14 protein-coding genes, 1 rRNA gene and 1 pseudogene are annotated in these 14,819 nt (G+C 71.8%); 14 read left to right on the plus strand and 2 right to left on the minus strand.

All coding sequences use genetic code 11. From position 1 onward, the window contains the following. Positions 1-50 precede the first annotated feature (50 nt). Positions 51-167 (plus strand): 5S ribosomal RNA (gene rrf / locus ACKUU6_RS27190). A 65-nt stretch (positions 168-232) separates the two neighbouring features. Here rrf and ACKUU6_RS27195 read toward each other — a convergent pair. Then, complete coding sequence (locus tag ACKUU6_RS27195) at positions 233-1,195, minus strand: alpha/beta fold hydrolase (RefSeq protein WP_407991204.1); 963 nt, start codon at positions 1,193-1,195, stop codon at positions 233-235. A 104-nt stretch (positions 1,196-1,299) separates the two neighbouring features. Next, positions 1,300-2,484: a helix-turn-helix domain-containing protein gene (locus ACKUU6_RS27200; RefSeq protein ID WP_407991205.1), complete on the minus strand. Its 1,185-nt coding sequence runs from the start codon at positions 2,482-2,484 to the stop codon at positions 1,300-1,302. Positions 2,485-2,884: 400 nt separating this feature from the next. On the opposite strand from ACKUU6_RS27200, the gene ACKUU6_RS27205 reads away from it, so the two are divergent. The 13 genes and pseudogenes from ACKUU6_RS27205 to ACKUU6_RS27265 all read left to right on the plus strand — a co-directional run bounded on the left by ACKUU6_RS27205 (position 2,885) and on the right by ACKUU6_RS27265 (position 14,815). Further along, entirely contained in the window at positions 2,885-3,514 is a 630-nt protein-coding gene (locus tag ACKUU6_RS27205) for a hypothetical protein (protein ID WP_407991206.1), read from the plus strand. Positions 3,515-3,773: 259 nt separating this feature from the next. Next, positions 3,774-4,745, plus strand: coding sequence for a hypothetical protein (locus ACKUU6_RS27210; RefSeq protein WP_407991207.1), 972 nt, complete (start codon positions 3,774-3,776; stop codon positions 4,743-4,745). A 53-nt stretch (positions 4,746-4,798) separates the two neighbouring features. After that, a pseudogene (locus ACKUU6_RS27215) lies at positions 4,799-5,677 on the plus strand (ABC transporter ATP-binding protein); the annotation flags it as partial. An 8-nt stretch (positions 5,678-5,685) separates the two neighbouring features. Further along, positions 5,686-6,447, plus strand: coding sequence for an MlaE family ABC transporter permease (locus ACKUU6_RS27220; protein ID WP_407991208.1), 762 nt, complete (start codon positions 5,686-5,688; stop codon positions 6,445-6,447). Between the two features lie 3 nt (positions 6,448-6,450). Continuing rightward, on the plus strand, positions 6,451-7,308 hold the full coding sequence (locus tag ACKUU6_RS27225; protein ID WP_407991209.1) for an MlaE family ABC transporter permease: 858 nt from the start codon (positions 6,451-6,453) through the stop codon (positions 7,306-7,308). Next, a complete protein-coding gene (locus ACKUU6_RS27230; RefSeq protein ID WP_407991210.1) occupies positions 7,305-8,549 on the plus strand; it encodes an MCE family protein in 1,245 nt (414 codons plus the stop codon). Before ACKUU6_RS27225 ends, ACKUU6_RS27230 begins: the two co-directional genes overlap by 4 nt. Further along, the gene (locus ACKUU6_RS27235; protein WP_407991211.1) at positions 8,546-9,580 is read left to right on the plus strand and encodes an MCE family protein; all 1,035 of its coding nucleotides are present in this window, start codon (positions 8,546-8,548) and stop codon (positions 9,578-9,580) included. The genes ACKUU6_RS27230 and ACKUU6_RS27235 overlap by 4 nt, the downstream gene beginning before the upstream one ends. After that, entirely contained in the window at positions 9,577-10,638 is a 1,062-nt protein-coding gene (locus ACKUU6_RS27240; protein ID WP_407991212.1) for an MCE family protein, read from the plus strand. The genes ACKUU6_RS27235 and ACKUU6_RS27240 overlap by 4 nt, the downstream gene beginning before the upstream one ends. Continuing rightward, positions 10,635-11,627 (plus strand): MCE family protein, encoded by a 993-nt coding sequence (locus ACKUU6_RS27245; RefSeq protein WP_407991213.1) that lies wholly within the window; start codon positions 10,635-10,637, stop codon positions 11,625-11,627. The genes ACKUU6_RS27240 and ACKUU6_RS27245 overlap by 4 nt, the downstream gene beginning before the upstream one ends. Beyond that, positions 11,624-12,724: an MCE family protein gene (locus ACKUU6_RS27250; RefSeq protein WP_407991214.1), complete on the plus strand. Its 1,101-nt coding sequence runs from the start codon at positions 11,624-11,626 to the stop codon at positions 12,722-12,724. The genes ACKUU6_RS27245 and ACKUU6_RS27250 overlap by 4 nt, the downstream gene beginning before the upstream one ends. After that, the gene (locus ACKUU6_RS27255) at positions 12,724-13,875 is read left to right on the plus strand and encodes an MlaD family protein (protein ID WP_407991215.1); all 1,152 of its coding nucleotides are present in this window, start codon (positions 12,724-12,726) and stop codon (positions 13,873-13,875) included. The genes ACKUU6_RS27250 and ACKUU6_RS27255 overlap by 1 nt, the downstream gene beginning before the upstream one ends. After that, entirely contained in the window at positions 13,872-14,330 is a 459-nt protein-coding gene (locus tag ACKUU6_RS27260; RefSeq protein ID WP_407991216.1) for a hypothetical protein, read from the plus strand. Before ACKUU6_RS27255 ends, ACKUU6_RS27260 begins: the two co-directional genes overlap by 4 nt. Beyond that, positions 14,327-14,815, plus strand: coding sequence for a hypothetical protein (locus ACKUU6_RS27265; RefSeq protein WP_407991217.1), 489 nt, complete (start codon positions 14,327-14,329; stop codon positions 14,813-14,815). The genes ACKUU6_RS27260 and ACKUU6_RS27265 overlap by 4 nt, the downstream gene beginning before the upstream one ends. The last annotated feature ends 4 nt before the right edge of the window (positions 14,816-14,819 follow it).

Below are 14,819 nucleotides of genomic sequence, written 5' to 3' on the forward strand. Positions count from 1 at the left end.
CGACCCCCTGCCATGGTCACGGTGGGGTGCGGTTGACAGTTTCATAGTGTTTCGGTGGTCATAGCGTGAGGGAAACGCCCGGTTACATTCCGAACCCGGAAGCTAAGCCTCATAGCGCCGATGGTACTGCAGGGGGGACCCTGTGGGAGAGTAGGACGCCGCCGAACAATCATTCACAGAAAGCCCCCCGGCTATCAGCCGGGGGGCTTTCTGCATTTCAGATCCTGGAGAGTTACGCGGCGAGACCGTCCAGGAAGCCGAGCAGGGCCTGGTTGACCTCCTTGGGCTTCTCCTGCTGGGTCCAGTGGCCGCAGTCGGGGAGCCAGAGGGGTTCGGCGAGGTTGGGGGCCAGGTCCTTGAGGGTGGCGAGGCCGGCGCGGGCGCCGTCGTTGGCGACCACCAGGTCGTGTTCGCCGAGGATGAGGAGGGCGGGCGGCAGGATCCGGGCGTCATGCCAAGGGGCCGTGAGGTACCAGTTGCGGTCGAGGTTGCGGTACCAGTTGAGCGGGCGGCTGAAGCCGTTGGCGGTGAACTCGGCGGCGAAGTGGGCGAGGTCGTCCTCGGTGAGCCAGTCCGGCAGGTCTGCGGGCACGGTGAACATGTCCAGGAAGCCCTTGCCCTCGGTGACCAGTGGGAGGCCCTCCGGGCTGAGCAGCGGGCGGCCGGCCAGGACGGTGCGGAAGGTCATGTACGGGTCCCGCGCCAGCTCGGCGTCGGCGACTCCGGGCTGCTGGAAGTGGACCATGTAGTAGCTGTCGCCCATCAGTTGGCGGAACAGCTGGAGCAGCGGCATCGGCCCGCGCGGGAACGGCGGGACGGAGAGTCCCACCACACCGCGGACCAGGTCGGGACGGAGCAGGGCGCTGGTCCAGGCGACGGGAGCGCCCCAGTCGTGGCCGACCACCACGGCCCGGTCCGCGCCGAGCGCGGGGAGCAGGCCGAGGACGTCACCGGACAGGTGCAGCAGGGAGTACTGGTCGACCTCGTCGGGGCCTCCGGACCCGCCGTAGCCGCGCTGGTCGGGCGCGACCGCGTGGTAGCCGGCCTCGGCCAGGGCGACCAGCTGATGGCGCCAGGAGTACCAGCTCTCGGGGAAGCCGTGCAGCAGCAGGACCAGGGGACCGCTGCCCGCTTCGGCGATGTGCATCGACAGTCCGCTGGTCGATTCGATCCGACGATGCGTGATCGTGGTCATGGTACGGCCCTTCGCTGGATGGCGCTGCCGGAGGTGACACGGCCATCCTGCCTGCTGCCGCCGGGGGTTGGGAAGAACGGCTGACGGTCCGTGGGGCGGCGGGTTCAGCGGTTCGGGCGGCCCACCGCAGCGGCGCGTAACGCGACCTCGGTGGCGAACCGTACCTCGGGGTCCGCGAGCCGGTCGCCGAAGGCCCGTTCGAGGACCCGGAGCCGGTAGCGGACGGTCTGCGGGTGGACGCCGAGGTGTTCGGCGAGTTCGGCGGCGGTGGCCCGGGTGGTGAGCCAGGCGCTCAGGGTCTCCAGCAGGCGGGTCCTGCGGGTGGGGGTGAGGTCGGCGAGCGGGGCGAGGTAGCGGCGGGTGATCTGCTGCACCAGGGCGGGGTCGCCGAGCAGGAAGAGCTGGACCATGTGGTCCTGGCAGTAGGTCAGTGGGGTGTCGGCGAAGACCAGTAACTGCCTTGCCCAGCGCAGCGATTCGGCGGCCTCGGCGAGCGGGGTGGTGAGGCCGACGGCGGCCCGGCAGCCGGTGAGTGCGGCGGCCAGGGCAGGGCGGCGGTCGTCGTCGACCGGTCCTGGCAGCAGCAGATGGGGTTCGCGGTCGGCGAGGTCGATCAGGATGTCGCGGTCCAGGGCGGCCCGGTGCGGGCGGGAGCCGGGAGCCAGGGCGACCAGGGTGACCTGTTCGGGGAGCGGCCAGGCGGCGTGCTCGGCCAGTTCGGCGAGGGCGCCGCGAGCGACGGTGGTGCCGCCGAGGATGCGGCGGAGCAGTCGGCGGCGCCGGTTGTCGGGTTCCTCGCCGAGCTCCGCCATCGCCTGGAGGTAGCCCTCGCGGGAGAGTTCGGCGATCTCGCCCATGTAGGCGAAGAGCGCGTCGGCGAAGGCCATCAGGACGGCGGCCGACAGGTTGTGCCGGCGGCCCACGGTGCGGACCCGGCGCAGGGCGACCTGGCAGCCGATCCGGTAGGCGTCCTGGAGCATGTCGAGGCTGCGGCCCTCGAAGGCCTCGTGTCGGCCGAAGCGCCGGCAGATCTCGTCGCGCAGTGAGGTGGTGGCGGTCGGGGCGGCGACCTGGTCCACGAAGGTGGCGATGTTCTGCTCGATGCCGACCCGGATCACCTTGGCGTTGGGACCCGCCAGGAGTTCCCGGTACTCCGGGATGATGCCGACGATCTCGGCGGCCATCTCCTTGAGCAGGCCAGGGAGTTCGGGGCGCATCAGGGTGGCCAGTTCGCGTGGTATCCGGTCGATCGACGCGGTGAAGCCAGGCGCCTTGCGCGGTGTGGCCATGGGTCCCCCTGACGTCCGGCCGTTGGGCCGCACGCATACGACATGTGGTGGTTCGCCGAAGATAGAGCACGAGCGGTCCGGAGCACAGTACTCAGGGCGGAGAACACTGCTGACCGGCACGGGAGTTGAGTAGTGCCGGTCGTACGCGGCGCTCACTTCCGGACAAAGTCCGGAAGTGCTTCTGATGTGCCGGGAACAAGAAAATACCCGCTGGTAGCCGGGTTTTCCGGAAGCAGGCGCATGCCGTTGCGTGGCTTGATTACCCGCGCGTAATGTCCCGGCCAGCGAGGGCAGCCCCACCCACCGCCCCGCTTTCCGATGGTGCCGTGCGGTCCGATCCACGCTGTGCGCAGCGGAGTCGGCCTGCCCGGAACCGTCATCCCCACAGAAGGGACCACCCGTGCGCAAGCATGTCAAGGGCGCCCTGGTCGCCGCTGCCGGGCTCACCGCGGCCGTCGGCCTCACCTTTGCCCCGAGCGCCGCCACCGGCAGTACGACCGCCACCTGGACCGCCAGCCCCGGTGGGGCCTGGACGGCGAAGGCCGTGTCGCCGAAGCTCACCGACACGAAGACCGGCACCAAGCTCACCTGCACCTCGTCGGCTGCGGCCGGCACCCTGGCACCCACCAGCAACGGTCTGCCGATCTCCAGCATCACCTCGGTGAGCTGGTCCAGCTGTTCCGGACCGCTCGGCATCACCTTCGCGGTCACGCCGCTGAACCTGCCCTGGTCGCTCAACGCGCTGAGCTACAACGCGGCCACCGGCGTCACCACCGGCAACCTCAGTGGCGTCAAGGCCCACATCAGCGGCGCCGGCTGCACGGCCGACTTCGCGGGCCCGACCAGCACCACGGCCGCCACCCTCACGGGCAGCTACAACAACTCCACCAACACCCTCACCATCAGCGGCGGTGACCTGCACGCGTACGCCGTGTCGGGCAGCTGCCTCGGCCTGCTGAACAACAACGACCCGGCGGTCTACAACGCCGCGTACGTCCTGAGCGCTCCTCAGGTCATCACCTCGCCGTGAGCTGATCCGGCGCCGTCGCGGGCCCCGACCCGGTCGATCCCGGGTCGGGGTTCCGTGTGCGGAACGTGTGCCGCGCGACCAATCGGGGCCGACGGAATTGTCATCAGGTGACAGGAAATCCCGGCTGGTGCCACCCCCGTCAACTGTCCGCGTGCGATCACTTGTGACGTCTTGTTACCGAGCCGTAGTGTCCTGCGTCCCGAGCCGCCTCGCAGCGGCGGCGGTCGGTAACCCCACCCCTGCTCCGAGGAGTTCAGCCATGAGGTACGCAGTGCGCCGCAGCCGGGCCGCGCGGCCCGCCGCCGTACTCGTCGCCGCGCTGCTGGCCGGCGCGGTGGCGGGGGCCCCGTCGGACGCGGCACCCGGCAGGGCGACTGCCGGAGTGCGGGCCGCCCAAGTGCTGCACTCGGGAGTGAACACCTGCCCCGACCCGCCGATCGGAGACCTGGACCAGGCCCGGCTGCCGCCGGTGCCGCCCGGTGCCATGGTGCTGCCGTTCCCCGACATGGACCCGTTCCCGCCGACTCCGGCCTGTGCCTTCGCCGTGGGTTTCGCCAACGTGCACAAGCTCGGGCAGGCATCGGTGGTCAACGACCCCGAGCGGCGGCCGGCCCTGGCCGGGTTGAACCTGACCCGACGCTTCGTCACGCTCTGGGATCCGGAGCCGGGCCAGCAGCCGTACTTCGAGGCGGACTCGCTGGGCTACCTCAAGCTGCCGCCCTCGGACACCACCTTCCTGACCTACGGCTTCATGCCGACCACCGCCAAGATGGAGCTGATCCCGGAGGGGCTGCTGACCATCGTGGCCACCGGCAACTCGGACTGGGACCAGCCCGCCGAGTTCACCATCGGCGGCTACCAGTCGCTCCGGATCTACGACGTGAAGATCAACGGGACCCCGCTGGACGTGGGCCCGAACTGCCGGACCGTCCGACCGGTCAACCTGGAGCTGAAGGGCCGTCAGGACGACTACCTGCCCGGCGGCGGCGACGGCAAGCCCGACTACACCCTGCAGGGTGGCGGCCCACTGGCCCAACGAGACCTGACCATCCCGCCGTTCACCGGCTGCGGGACGGGCGGGGAGAACCTGGACCGGCTGTTCACGGCGGCCGTCTCCGGGCCGGGGAACACCCTGAACCTGATCCAGGGCGCGATCTGCACCCCGACCAGCGACCAGCCCAACGGGTGCGAGCCGGAGATCGAATTGCCACCGCTGCCGCACCGCCGCTGACCGCAGCACAGCGCACCGCACCGCACAGCTGAGCGAGAGAACCGGGAGGTGCCATGGGAATCGAGGTGACCGTGGAGGGGCTGACCAAGTCCTTCGGGCGGCAGACCGTCTGGGAGGACGTCAGCCTGACGCTGCCGCCCGGCGAGGTGACGGTACTGCTCGGGCCGTCCGGCACCGGCAAGACGGTCTTCCTGAAGTCCGTGATCGGGCTGCTCAAGCCGGAGCGCGGCCGGGTGCTGGTGGACGGTGTCGACATGGTGAACAGCCCCGAGCGGGAGATCTACCGAGCCCGTCGGCTGTTCGGTCTGATGTTCCAGGACGGCGCGCTGTTCGGCTCGTTGAACCTCTTCGACAACATCGCCTTCCCGCTCCGGGAGCACACCCGGAAGAAGGAGGACGAGATCCGCCGGATCGTGATGGAGCGGATGGAGATGGTCGGTCTGGTCGGCTCGGAGGCCAAGCTGCCCGGCGAGATATCCGGTGGGATGCGCAAACGGGCCGGACTGGCGCGGGCGTTGGTGCTGGACCCGCAGATCGTGCTGTGCGACGAGCCGGACTCCGGCCTCGACCCGGTCCGTACCTCCTACCTCTCCCAGCTGCTGATCGACCTGAACGCGCAGATCGACGCCACCATGCTGATCGTCACCCACAACCTGGACATCGCCGCCACCGTGCCGGACAACATCGGCATGCTGTTCCGCCGGGAGCTGGTCGCGTTCGGCTCACGCGAGGAACTGCTGCGCAGCGAGCAGCCGGTGGTGCGGCAGTTCCTCAGTGGACGGCGGGCCGGGCCGATCGGCATGTCGGAGGAGAAGGACCAGGAGCTGCAGGCCCAGGAGACCGTACCGGTCGAGGAACCCCGGCCGCTGCCGGAGCAGTTGCAGCCCTCGCCCGGGCTTCCGCCGCGCCGGGCGCTGCTGCGCAGGCTCGAGGTGGCACGGTGACCGGCGCGCTGCGGCACACCGGTCAGCTGCTCTCGCTGTCCGCCGGTACCGTCCGGGACACCTTCCGGCGGCCGTTCCAACTTCGGGAGCTGATCGAGCAGTTCTGGTTCCTGGCCAGCGTGACGATCCTGCCGGCTGCCCTGGTGTCGATCCCGTTCGGCGCGGTGATCGCGCTCCAGGTGGGTTCGCTCGCCCAGCAGTTGGGCGCGCAATCCTTCACCGGCGGGGCGAGCGTGCTGGCGGTGATCCAGCAGGCCAGTCCGCTGATCGTGGCCCTGTTGATCGCCGGGGCCGGCGGCGCGGCGATCTGCGCCGACCTCGGCTCGCGGAAGATCCGCGAGGAGCTGGACGCGATGGAGGTGATGGGCGTCTCGCCCGTCCAGCGGCTGGTGGTGCCACGGGTGTTGGCCGCGATGGCGGTGGCCGTGCTGCTGAACGGTCTGGTCTCCGTGGTCGGGACGCTGGGCGGCTACTTCTTCAACGTGGTGCTCCAGCACGGCACTCCGGGTGCGTACCTGGCCAGCTTCTCCGCGCTGGCCCAGCTGCCCGACCTGTACATCAGCGAGTTGAAGGCGCTGATTTTCGGCTTCATCGCGGGCATCGTCGCCGCCTACCGCGGCCTCAACCCGCGCGGCGGCCCCAAGGGGGTCGGCGACGCGGTCAACCAGGCCGTGGTGATCACCTTCCTGCTGCTGTTCGTGGTCAACGTCGTGCTCACCGCGGTCTACCTGCGGGTCGTCCCGCAGAAGGGAGCCTGAGCCATGGCCCTGCTGGACCGCGCCACCCCGCCGGGTGGCCCGCCCGAGCCGCCCCGCCGCTCCCGGCTGGCCTGGCTGGAACGGACCGGCGACCACCTGCTGTTCCACCTGGCCGCGCTGCTCTGGACACCCCGTGCGCTGTATCGCTACTTCCGCGAGGTGCAGCGGTTGCTGGCCGAAGTCGCCTTCGGCAGCGGTGGGTTGGGGGTGATCGGCGGCACGGTCGGGGTGATGATCGGGATGACCGCCGCGACCGGCACCGTGGTCGGGCTGCAGGGCCACGCCGCGATGAACCAGCTCGGTACCGCCGCCTTCACCGGCTTCGTCTCGGCGTACTTCAACACCCGCGAGATCGCCCCGCTGGTGGCCGGGCTCGCGCTCTCCGCCACGGTCGGCGCGGGTTTCACCGCCCAGCTCGGCGCGATGCGGATCAACGAGGAGGTGGACGCCCTGGAGGGGATGGGCGTGCGCAGCCTGCCGTACCTGGTGACCACCCGGATCATCGCCGGGGTGGTCGCGGTGCTGCCGCTGTACGGCATCGGCCTGCTCTCCTCGTACGCGGCCTCGCGCGCCGTGACGGTGCTGGTCAACGGGCAGTCACCCGGTACGTACGACCACTACTTCGACCTCTTCCTGGCGCCCGCGGACGTGCTGCTGTCCGGCTTCAAGGTGCTGGTCTTCAGCGTGATCGTGATCCTGGCGCACTGCTACTACGGCTTCCACGCGAAGGGCGGTCCGGCTGGGGTCGGCATCGCGGTCGGGCGGTCGGTGCGGAACGCCATCGTGATCATCAGCATCACCGACTTCTTCCTCTCGCTGGCCATCTGGGGGGCCACCACCACGGTGCGGGTGGCCGGATGAGCCCGCGTCGATCCGGCCGGCTGGCCGCCGGGGCGGTCTTCCTGCTGGTGCCCGCGCTGCTCGCCGGGGTCTGCGTGGCCGTCTACGACCGGACCTTCGCCGACGAGGCCACCGTCACCCTGGAGACCACCGCCGTCGGTAACGAGCTGCACGTGAACGCCGACGTGAAGCTGCGCGGTGTGGTGGTCGGCCGGGTCCGCGAGGTCGGTGCGGACGGGGACCGGGCCCGGCTGACGCTGGCGCTCGATCCGGACCGGCTGACCGGCATCCCGGCCGGGGTCACGGCCCAGCTGCTGCCCACCACGCTGTTCGGCGAGCGCTTCGTCGCCCTGGTGCCACCGGCCGCCGCCTCCGGCGGCCCGCTCCGGGCGGGCGCGGTGATCGCCCAGGACCGGTCCGCCGAGGCCGTCGAGCTCGAGCAGGTCCTGGACCACCTGCTGCCGCTGCTCTCCGCCGTCCAGCCCGAGAAGCTCTCCGCCACCCTGAACGCCGTCTCCACGGCGCTCCGTGGACGGGGTGCCCAACTCGGCTCCACGCTGGTCGAACTCGACTCGTACCTGGCTGGACTCAACCCCGAACTGCCTGCCCTCACCAAGGACATCGGCCAGCTGGTGACGGTCAGCCGGACGTACGGGGACGCCGCCCCCGAGGTCGTCCAGGCGCTCACCGACCTGACCACCACCAGCGGCACGCTGGCCCAGCAGCAGAGCGGTCTGCGGGCGCTGTACGCGGCGGGGACGACCAGTGCCCAGGACCTGACCGACTTCCTGCGCCGCAACGAGTCCACCCTGATCCGGCTCTCCACCGACAGCCGGGCCACCCTCGAACTGCTCGCCCGGTACGCCCCCGCCTTCCCCTGCACGTTGCGCACGCTGGCCGACTTCGTCCCGGTGATGGACAAGGCGCTCGGTAAGGGCACCGACCGGCCAGGGCTGCACGTCACCGTCTCCACGATGCCGTCGCGGGGCAGGTACCTGCCCGGCAAGGACGCTCCCGCGTACACCGCCACCGGCGGCCCCACCTGCTACGACACCCCGTACACCGGCCACGGCAGCACCCCGGGCGCCGCCACGGCGGGGGAGGGCTTCCCGATGCCCGCCGCGCTCGGCCTCGGCCTGCCCAACTCACCACAGGAGAACGCGCTGGTGAACGAGCTCCTGGCCCCAGGGCGCGAACTGCCGGACTGGAGCAGCGTGCTGGCCGGCCCGCTGCTGCGCGGGGCGGAGGTGGAGCTCGGATGAGACGCCCTGGTCTGCTCGCGCCGATCGCCAAGTCGCTGGTCTTCATCCTGGTCACCGCCCTCGCGACCACCGCACTGGCGCTGGGCATCGCCGACACCGGTCTCGGCGACGACACGGCCGGCTACCGGGCCCGGTTCACCGACGTGACCGGCCTGACCGTCGGCGACAGCGTGCGGATCGCCGGGGTGCGAGTCGGGGAGGTGGACAGCGTCACGGTGGTGGACCGCAGGTACGCCCAGGTGGGCTTCTCGGTCCGCCGGGGCACCCAGCTGCCCGCCTCGGTCACCGCGTCGGTGAAGTACCTCAACCTGGTCGGGCAGCGCTACCTCGAACTGGAACGTGGCGTAGGTCCGTTGGCCGAGCGACTGGCTCCAGGCGCGACCATCCCGCTGGAGCGCACCCGGCCCGCGCTCGACCTGACCCAGCTGTTCAGCGGCTTCCAGCCGCTCTTCCAGGGGCTCTCCCCGACCGAGGTGAACCGCCTCGCCGAGGAGATCGTCCAGGTGCTCCAGGGCCAGGGCGGCACCGTGGACAGTCTGCTGCGCAGCGTGGGTTCGCTGACCGGCACGCTGGCCGCCAAGGACGAGGTGATCGGCCGGGTGATCGACAACCTGAACACGGTGGTCGCCACGGTCAACACCCACGAGCAGGGCTTCACCGAACTGGTGGCCACGCTCCAGCAGTTGGTGGCCGGCTTCGCCCGGGACCGGCAGCCGATCGGCGAGGCCGTGCAGGCTTTGGGCGCCCTCACCACCAGCACGGCAGGGCTGCTCAAGGACAGCCGCCCACCGCTCAAGGACAGCATCGGCCAACTCGGACGGCTCTCCACCGGCCTGGCCGAGCACAGCACCCAGCTGGAGAGCTTCCTGCAGCGCAGCCCGGAGAAGCTGCGCACGCTGGGCCGGCTTGCGTCCTACGGGTCCTGGTTCAACCTCTACCTCTGCCAGGCCGCGGTCTCCGGAGTCGGCACCAGCGACGGCAGTGTCCCGCCCACCGGAATCACCGTCACCGAACCGAGGTGCCAGGGATGAGCCGCCTCCCGCTGAGACCGCTGCGCACGGGCCGCCTCCCGCTGAAGCCGCTGCGCGAACGCAACCAGACCGTGGTCGGAGCCGTCGGGCTGCTGCTCGTCCTGCTGCTGTCCGCCGTCGCGTACCAGGCCGACGGGCTCCCGCTGTTCGGCCAGGGCACCGAGTACACCGCCGAGTTCACCGAGGCGGGCGGACTGCGGGCGGGCAACGAAGTCCGGGTGGCGGGGGCCAAGGTCGGCAGGGTGACCGGGGTCGGGCTGACCGGGGCCAAGGTCAGGGTGGCGTTCCGGATCAAGGACACCTGGCTCGGCGACGCCTCCACGGCGGCGATCGGCATCCGGACCCTGCTGGGCGAGAAGTACCTCGCCCTGGACCCGCTCGGCGCGGCCGAACAGGACCCGGACCTGACCATCCCGGCCACCCGGACGACCTCGCCGTACGACGTCACCCAGGCGCTGGACGGGCTCGGCAAGACGCTCGGCGCGATCGACACCGCCAAGCTGGCCGAGAGCTTCCGGACCATCACCGACACCTTCAAGGACACCCCCGCATCGGTGCGCAGCGCCGCCGACGGCCTCTCGGCGCTCTCCCGCACCGTCGCCGACCGGGACGCCCAGCTGGCCCGGCTGCTCGGCGGCAGCGCGCGGTTGAGCAAGACGGTGAGCGACCAGAACAGCCGGTTCGCCGCCCTGCTCAGCGACGGGGACCAGCTGCTCGGCGAGATCCGGCGCCGCCGCACCGCCGTCCACGAACTCCTGACCGGGACTGCGGAGTTGGGCAACCAACTGACCGGCCTGGTCCACGACCAGGAGCGGCAGCTCGCCCCTACGCTGGCCGCGCTCGACCGGGTCACCGGGGTCCTGCGGGCCAACCAGCAGAGCCTGGACCAGACCCTCGCCCTGGTCGGTCCCTACTACCGGCTGATGGGCAACACGCTCGGCAACGGCCGCTGGTTCGACACCTACCTGTGCGGGGTGGTGCCCCGGTCCTACCTGCCCGACGGGACGTCACCCGCCACCGGCTGCATGCCGAACCGGCCGGAAGGAGGCCAGGGATGAAGCGGCCCGGCACCAGGACCTCCGTCCTGATCGGCACCGGTGCGGCCGTCGCCGCGCTGGTGGCCGCCCTGATCGCCGTCCCCGGCCCGGAGGGAAGCCGGGTGACGGTGTACTTCGACCACGCCGTGGGCGTGTACGCGGGCTCGGACCTGCGGGTGCTCGGCGTAAAGGTCGGCACCGTGGAGACCGTCCGTCCCGAGGGGGAGCGGGTCCGGGTGCAGCTCACCCTCGACCACGGGGTGAAGGTCCCGGCCGCGGCTTCCGCCGTGGTGGTCGCCCCGAGCGTGGTCGCCGACCGCTACATCCAGCTCACCCCGGCCTGGACCGGCGGGCCGCTGCTGGCGGACCGGGCGGTGATCCCGGTCGACCGCACCGCCGAACCGGTGGAGATCGACCAGCTCTACCAGAGCCTGACCGACCTGAGCACCGCGCTCGGGCCGGACGGCGCCAACGCCGGCGGAGCGCTGTCCCGGCTGCTCGACACCGGGGCCCGCAACCTGGACGGCAACGGCCGGGCGATCGGCGACAGCATCGAACAGCTCGGCCGGGCGGCCAAGACCCTCTCCGGCCGCAGCGACGACCTGTTCGGCACGCTCACCCAACTGCAGTCGTTCACCACCATGCTGCGGGAGAACGACACCCAGGTCCGCTCGGCCACGGAGCGGCTGGCCGAGGTCAGCGGCTTCCTGGCCGAGGACAGGGAAGAGCTCGGGCTCGCCCTGCAGAACCTCGCGGTGGCCCTCGGCGAGGTGAGGACCTTCGTCGAGCAGAACCGGACCCGGCTGGCCCACAGCGTCGACCAGTTGGTCCCGATCACGCAGAGCCTGGTGGACCAGCGGGCCTCCCTGGCCGAACTGCTCGACACCGCCCCGCTGGCCGCCGGCAACCTGCTGCGCGCCTACGACCCGGCCGCCGGAACGCTGGCCGGCCGGGCCGATCTGACCGAGATCGCCGCCCTGCCGCTACCACTGCCCGGAGTCGGCCGATGAGACGTCAACTCGTTCTGCTGCCGCTGGTGTTGCTGACCGGCTGCGCGAGCTTCGGGGGAGTGCAGGACCTGCCGCTGCCGGGCGGCGCGGACCTGGGCGACCATCCGTACCAGGTGTCCGCGAGCTTCGCCGACGTACTCAGCCTGGTCCCGCAGTCGGCGGTCAAGGTCAACGGCGTCGCGGTCGGCCGGGTCACCGGGATCAAGCTCTCCCCGGACGACTGGACCGCCGTCGTCACCCTCAGGCTGAACGGCAACGTCCGCCTGCCCGCCAACAGTTACGCCCAGCTGGCGCAGTCCGGCCTGCTCGGCGAGAAGTACGTCCGGCTCAGTGCGCCCCCCGCCACCGAGGCCGCCCAAGGGAGGCTGGCCGACGGCGCGGTGATCCCGGCCGACCGGACCGGCCGGTCCACGGAGGTCGAGGAGGTGTTCGGCGCGCTCTCCATGCTGCTCAACGGTGGCGGGATCGACCAGCTGCGCAGCATCAACACCGAGCTCGGCAAGGCGCTCACCGGCAACGAGGCCCAGATCCGCTCGGTGCTGGACCGGCTCAGCACCTTCACCGGCGAACTGGAAGCCCACCGCGCCGAGTTGACCGCCGCGCTGGACGGTATGGACCGGCTCGCCAGCACCCTGGCCACCCGGGACCAGCAGATCGGTACCGTGCTCACCGGGCTGAGCCCGGGGCTGGCGGTGCTGGAGGAGCAGCGCGGCGACCTGGTCGCCCTGCTGCGCTCGCTGGACACCCTCTCCGGCGTCGCCGTCGACACCGTCAACCGCAGCCGGGACGACCTGGTGGCCGACCTCAAGGCGATCGCGCCCACCCTGCAACGGCTGGCCGACGCGGGCAGGGCGCTCCCGGACTCGCTGCAGGTGCTGCTCACCTACCCGTTCACCGACGAGGTGCTGCGCGGCGTAAAGGGCGACTACCTGAACGTGTACCTGGACCTGGCCGCCGCGCCGGGCACCCGAATCATCCCGGAGCTGGACCCGGACGACACCGCGGACCCGCCACCCGGGCCCGATCCGGAACCCCTCGCCCGGCGGCTGCCGCTGCCGCTGCCCTCCGTCACCGGACCGTCCGGAAAGGCGCGCTGATGCTCACCCTCGCCGTCCGGCTGAAGAACCTCGGCTTCCTGCTGATCGCCGTCCTGGTGCTCGGCTACATCGCGGTCCGGCACGCCGATCTGGGTCGGTACGTCGGGCTGCGCGGCTACTACCAGGTCGACGTCCAACTGGAGCGTACCGGCGGTCTGTTCGAGCACGCCGACGTCACCTACCGGGGTGTCTCGGTCGGCCGGGTCGGCCCGATCCGGCTCACCCCGGACGGCGTCCGGGCCGAGCTGCGGATCTCCCGGGACGCGCCGCCGATCCCGGACCGGCTGAAGGCCGTGGTCGCCAACCTGTCCGCCGTCGGTGAGCAGTACCTCGACCTGCGTCCCAGCACCGACCAGCCGCCCTACCTGCGGGACGGCTCCGAGATCGCCCGCGCCGACACCGGCGTCCCGGCGCCGGTCACCGACATGCTCGGCCGGGTGGACGCGCTGGTGGGCTCCGTCCCGCTGAGCTCGCTGCGGACCGTGGTGGACGAGTTCGGCACCGCCTTCAACGGGCAGGCGGACAACCTCCAGGCGCTGCTGGACGGCAGCCGGGGCTTCCTGACGGCGGCGAGCGGCGCGCTGCCCGCCACCACCCGGCTGATCGTGGACGGTGAGGCGGTGCTGCGGACCCAGACCGAGGAGTCCTCGGCGATCCGCTCCTTCGCCACCGGCGCGGCCGAGCTGTCGGCCCAACTGGCTCGCTCCGACGGCGACCTGCGGAAGCTGATCGCCACCGGGCCGGCCGCCGCCGGTCAGGTGAGCGCGCTGGTGAAGGACCTCGATCCCGGCCTGAGCGTGCTGCTGGCCAACCTGCTGACCACCGCCGAGCTGGGCGTCACCCGGCAGCACGGCATCGAGGAACTCCTGGTCCGGCTCCCGGCGGCGGCCGCCGCCGGGGCGACCGCGGTCACCGCCGACGGCGCCCGGCTGGGCATGGCCGTCACCTTCTTCTCGCCACTGCCCTGCACGGACGGCTACCAGGGCACTCTCCTCCGCAACGGCCTGGACACCTCACCCGGCTCCTTCAACGCCGAGGCCCGCTGCAACGCACCGGCGGGGAGCGGGACTTCGGTGCGCGGGTCGGGCAACGCGCCCAGAGGCGGCGTCCCGACCCCGGTCGCGCCCGCGACGCCGGGTGCCGGGCGGTGAGGGCCACCCGGGTCTGGGCGGTGGCCCTCACCGTGCTGGTGCTCGGTGGGCTGAGCCACTGGCAGGCGCGCAGCGACACGGCCGGTGAGCGGGCCAGGGCCGGTGCGCTGGCAGCGGGCCGGACGGCCGTGACCGTACTGACCAGCGCGGACGCCGCCGATCCGGCGGCCACCCGGGCCCGCTGGCTGTCCGTCACCCGCGCGCCGCTGCGTGACCGGCTCGGCGCCGCCCCGGCGCCGGACCTGACGGTGCGCGCGACCGTCGCCGGAGCCGCCCTCACCGAGCTCGACGCGGCGGGCGGGACGGCCCGGATGATCGCCGTGGTACGGCTCGAACTGGTGGCCGCCAACGGCACGTCGAGCACCGACCGGCGGCGGGTCACGGTGTCGCTGACCCGGACCGGGGACGGCTGGAAGGCCGCCGACCTGGCGACCGTGCCGGTGGAGGCGGTGTGAGGTACCTGCGGTGGGCCGCCCCGGCCCTGGTCCTGCTCGCCGGGCTCGCCCTCGTGATCAGCGGGCAGGTGATACGCAGCGGTGCCGACCCGGCCGACCGGGCGCTCACCGACCGGGCGGCCACCGGCCGGGTCGCCGAGGAGGTCGGGGCGGCACTCGGACGGGCCTTCTCCTACTCGGCCGCCGACAGCGAGAGCACCAGGACAGCGGCCAGGGCCGTCTTCGGGGGAGCGGCGGAGGAGCAGTACCGGGCGCTCGCCGAACAGCTGACCGGCTGGGTCGGTGAGCAGCAACTCACCCTCACCAGTCGGGTCGTGAGCACCGGAGTGGTCCACCTGACCGGGGACCGGGCCGAGTTGCTGGTGCTGCTCGACCAGAGCGCCCGGCGAGCGGCAGGGCCGCCCACCCGCACCGCCGCCCAACTCCTGGTCGGCGCCCGGCTCGACGGCGGCCGCTGGCTGATCACCCAACTGAAGTCCCTGTGACCAC

The organism is Kitasatospora sp. CMC57 (assembly GCF_045866025.2).
In the GTDB taxonomy this organism is placed as follows: Bacteria; Actinomycetota; Actinomycetes; order Streptomycetales; family Streptomycetaceae; genus Kitasatospora.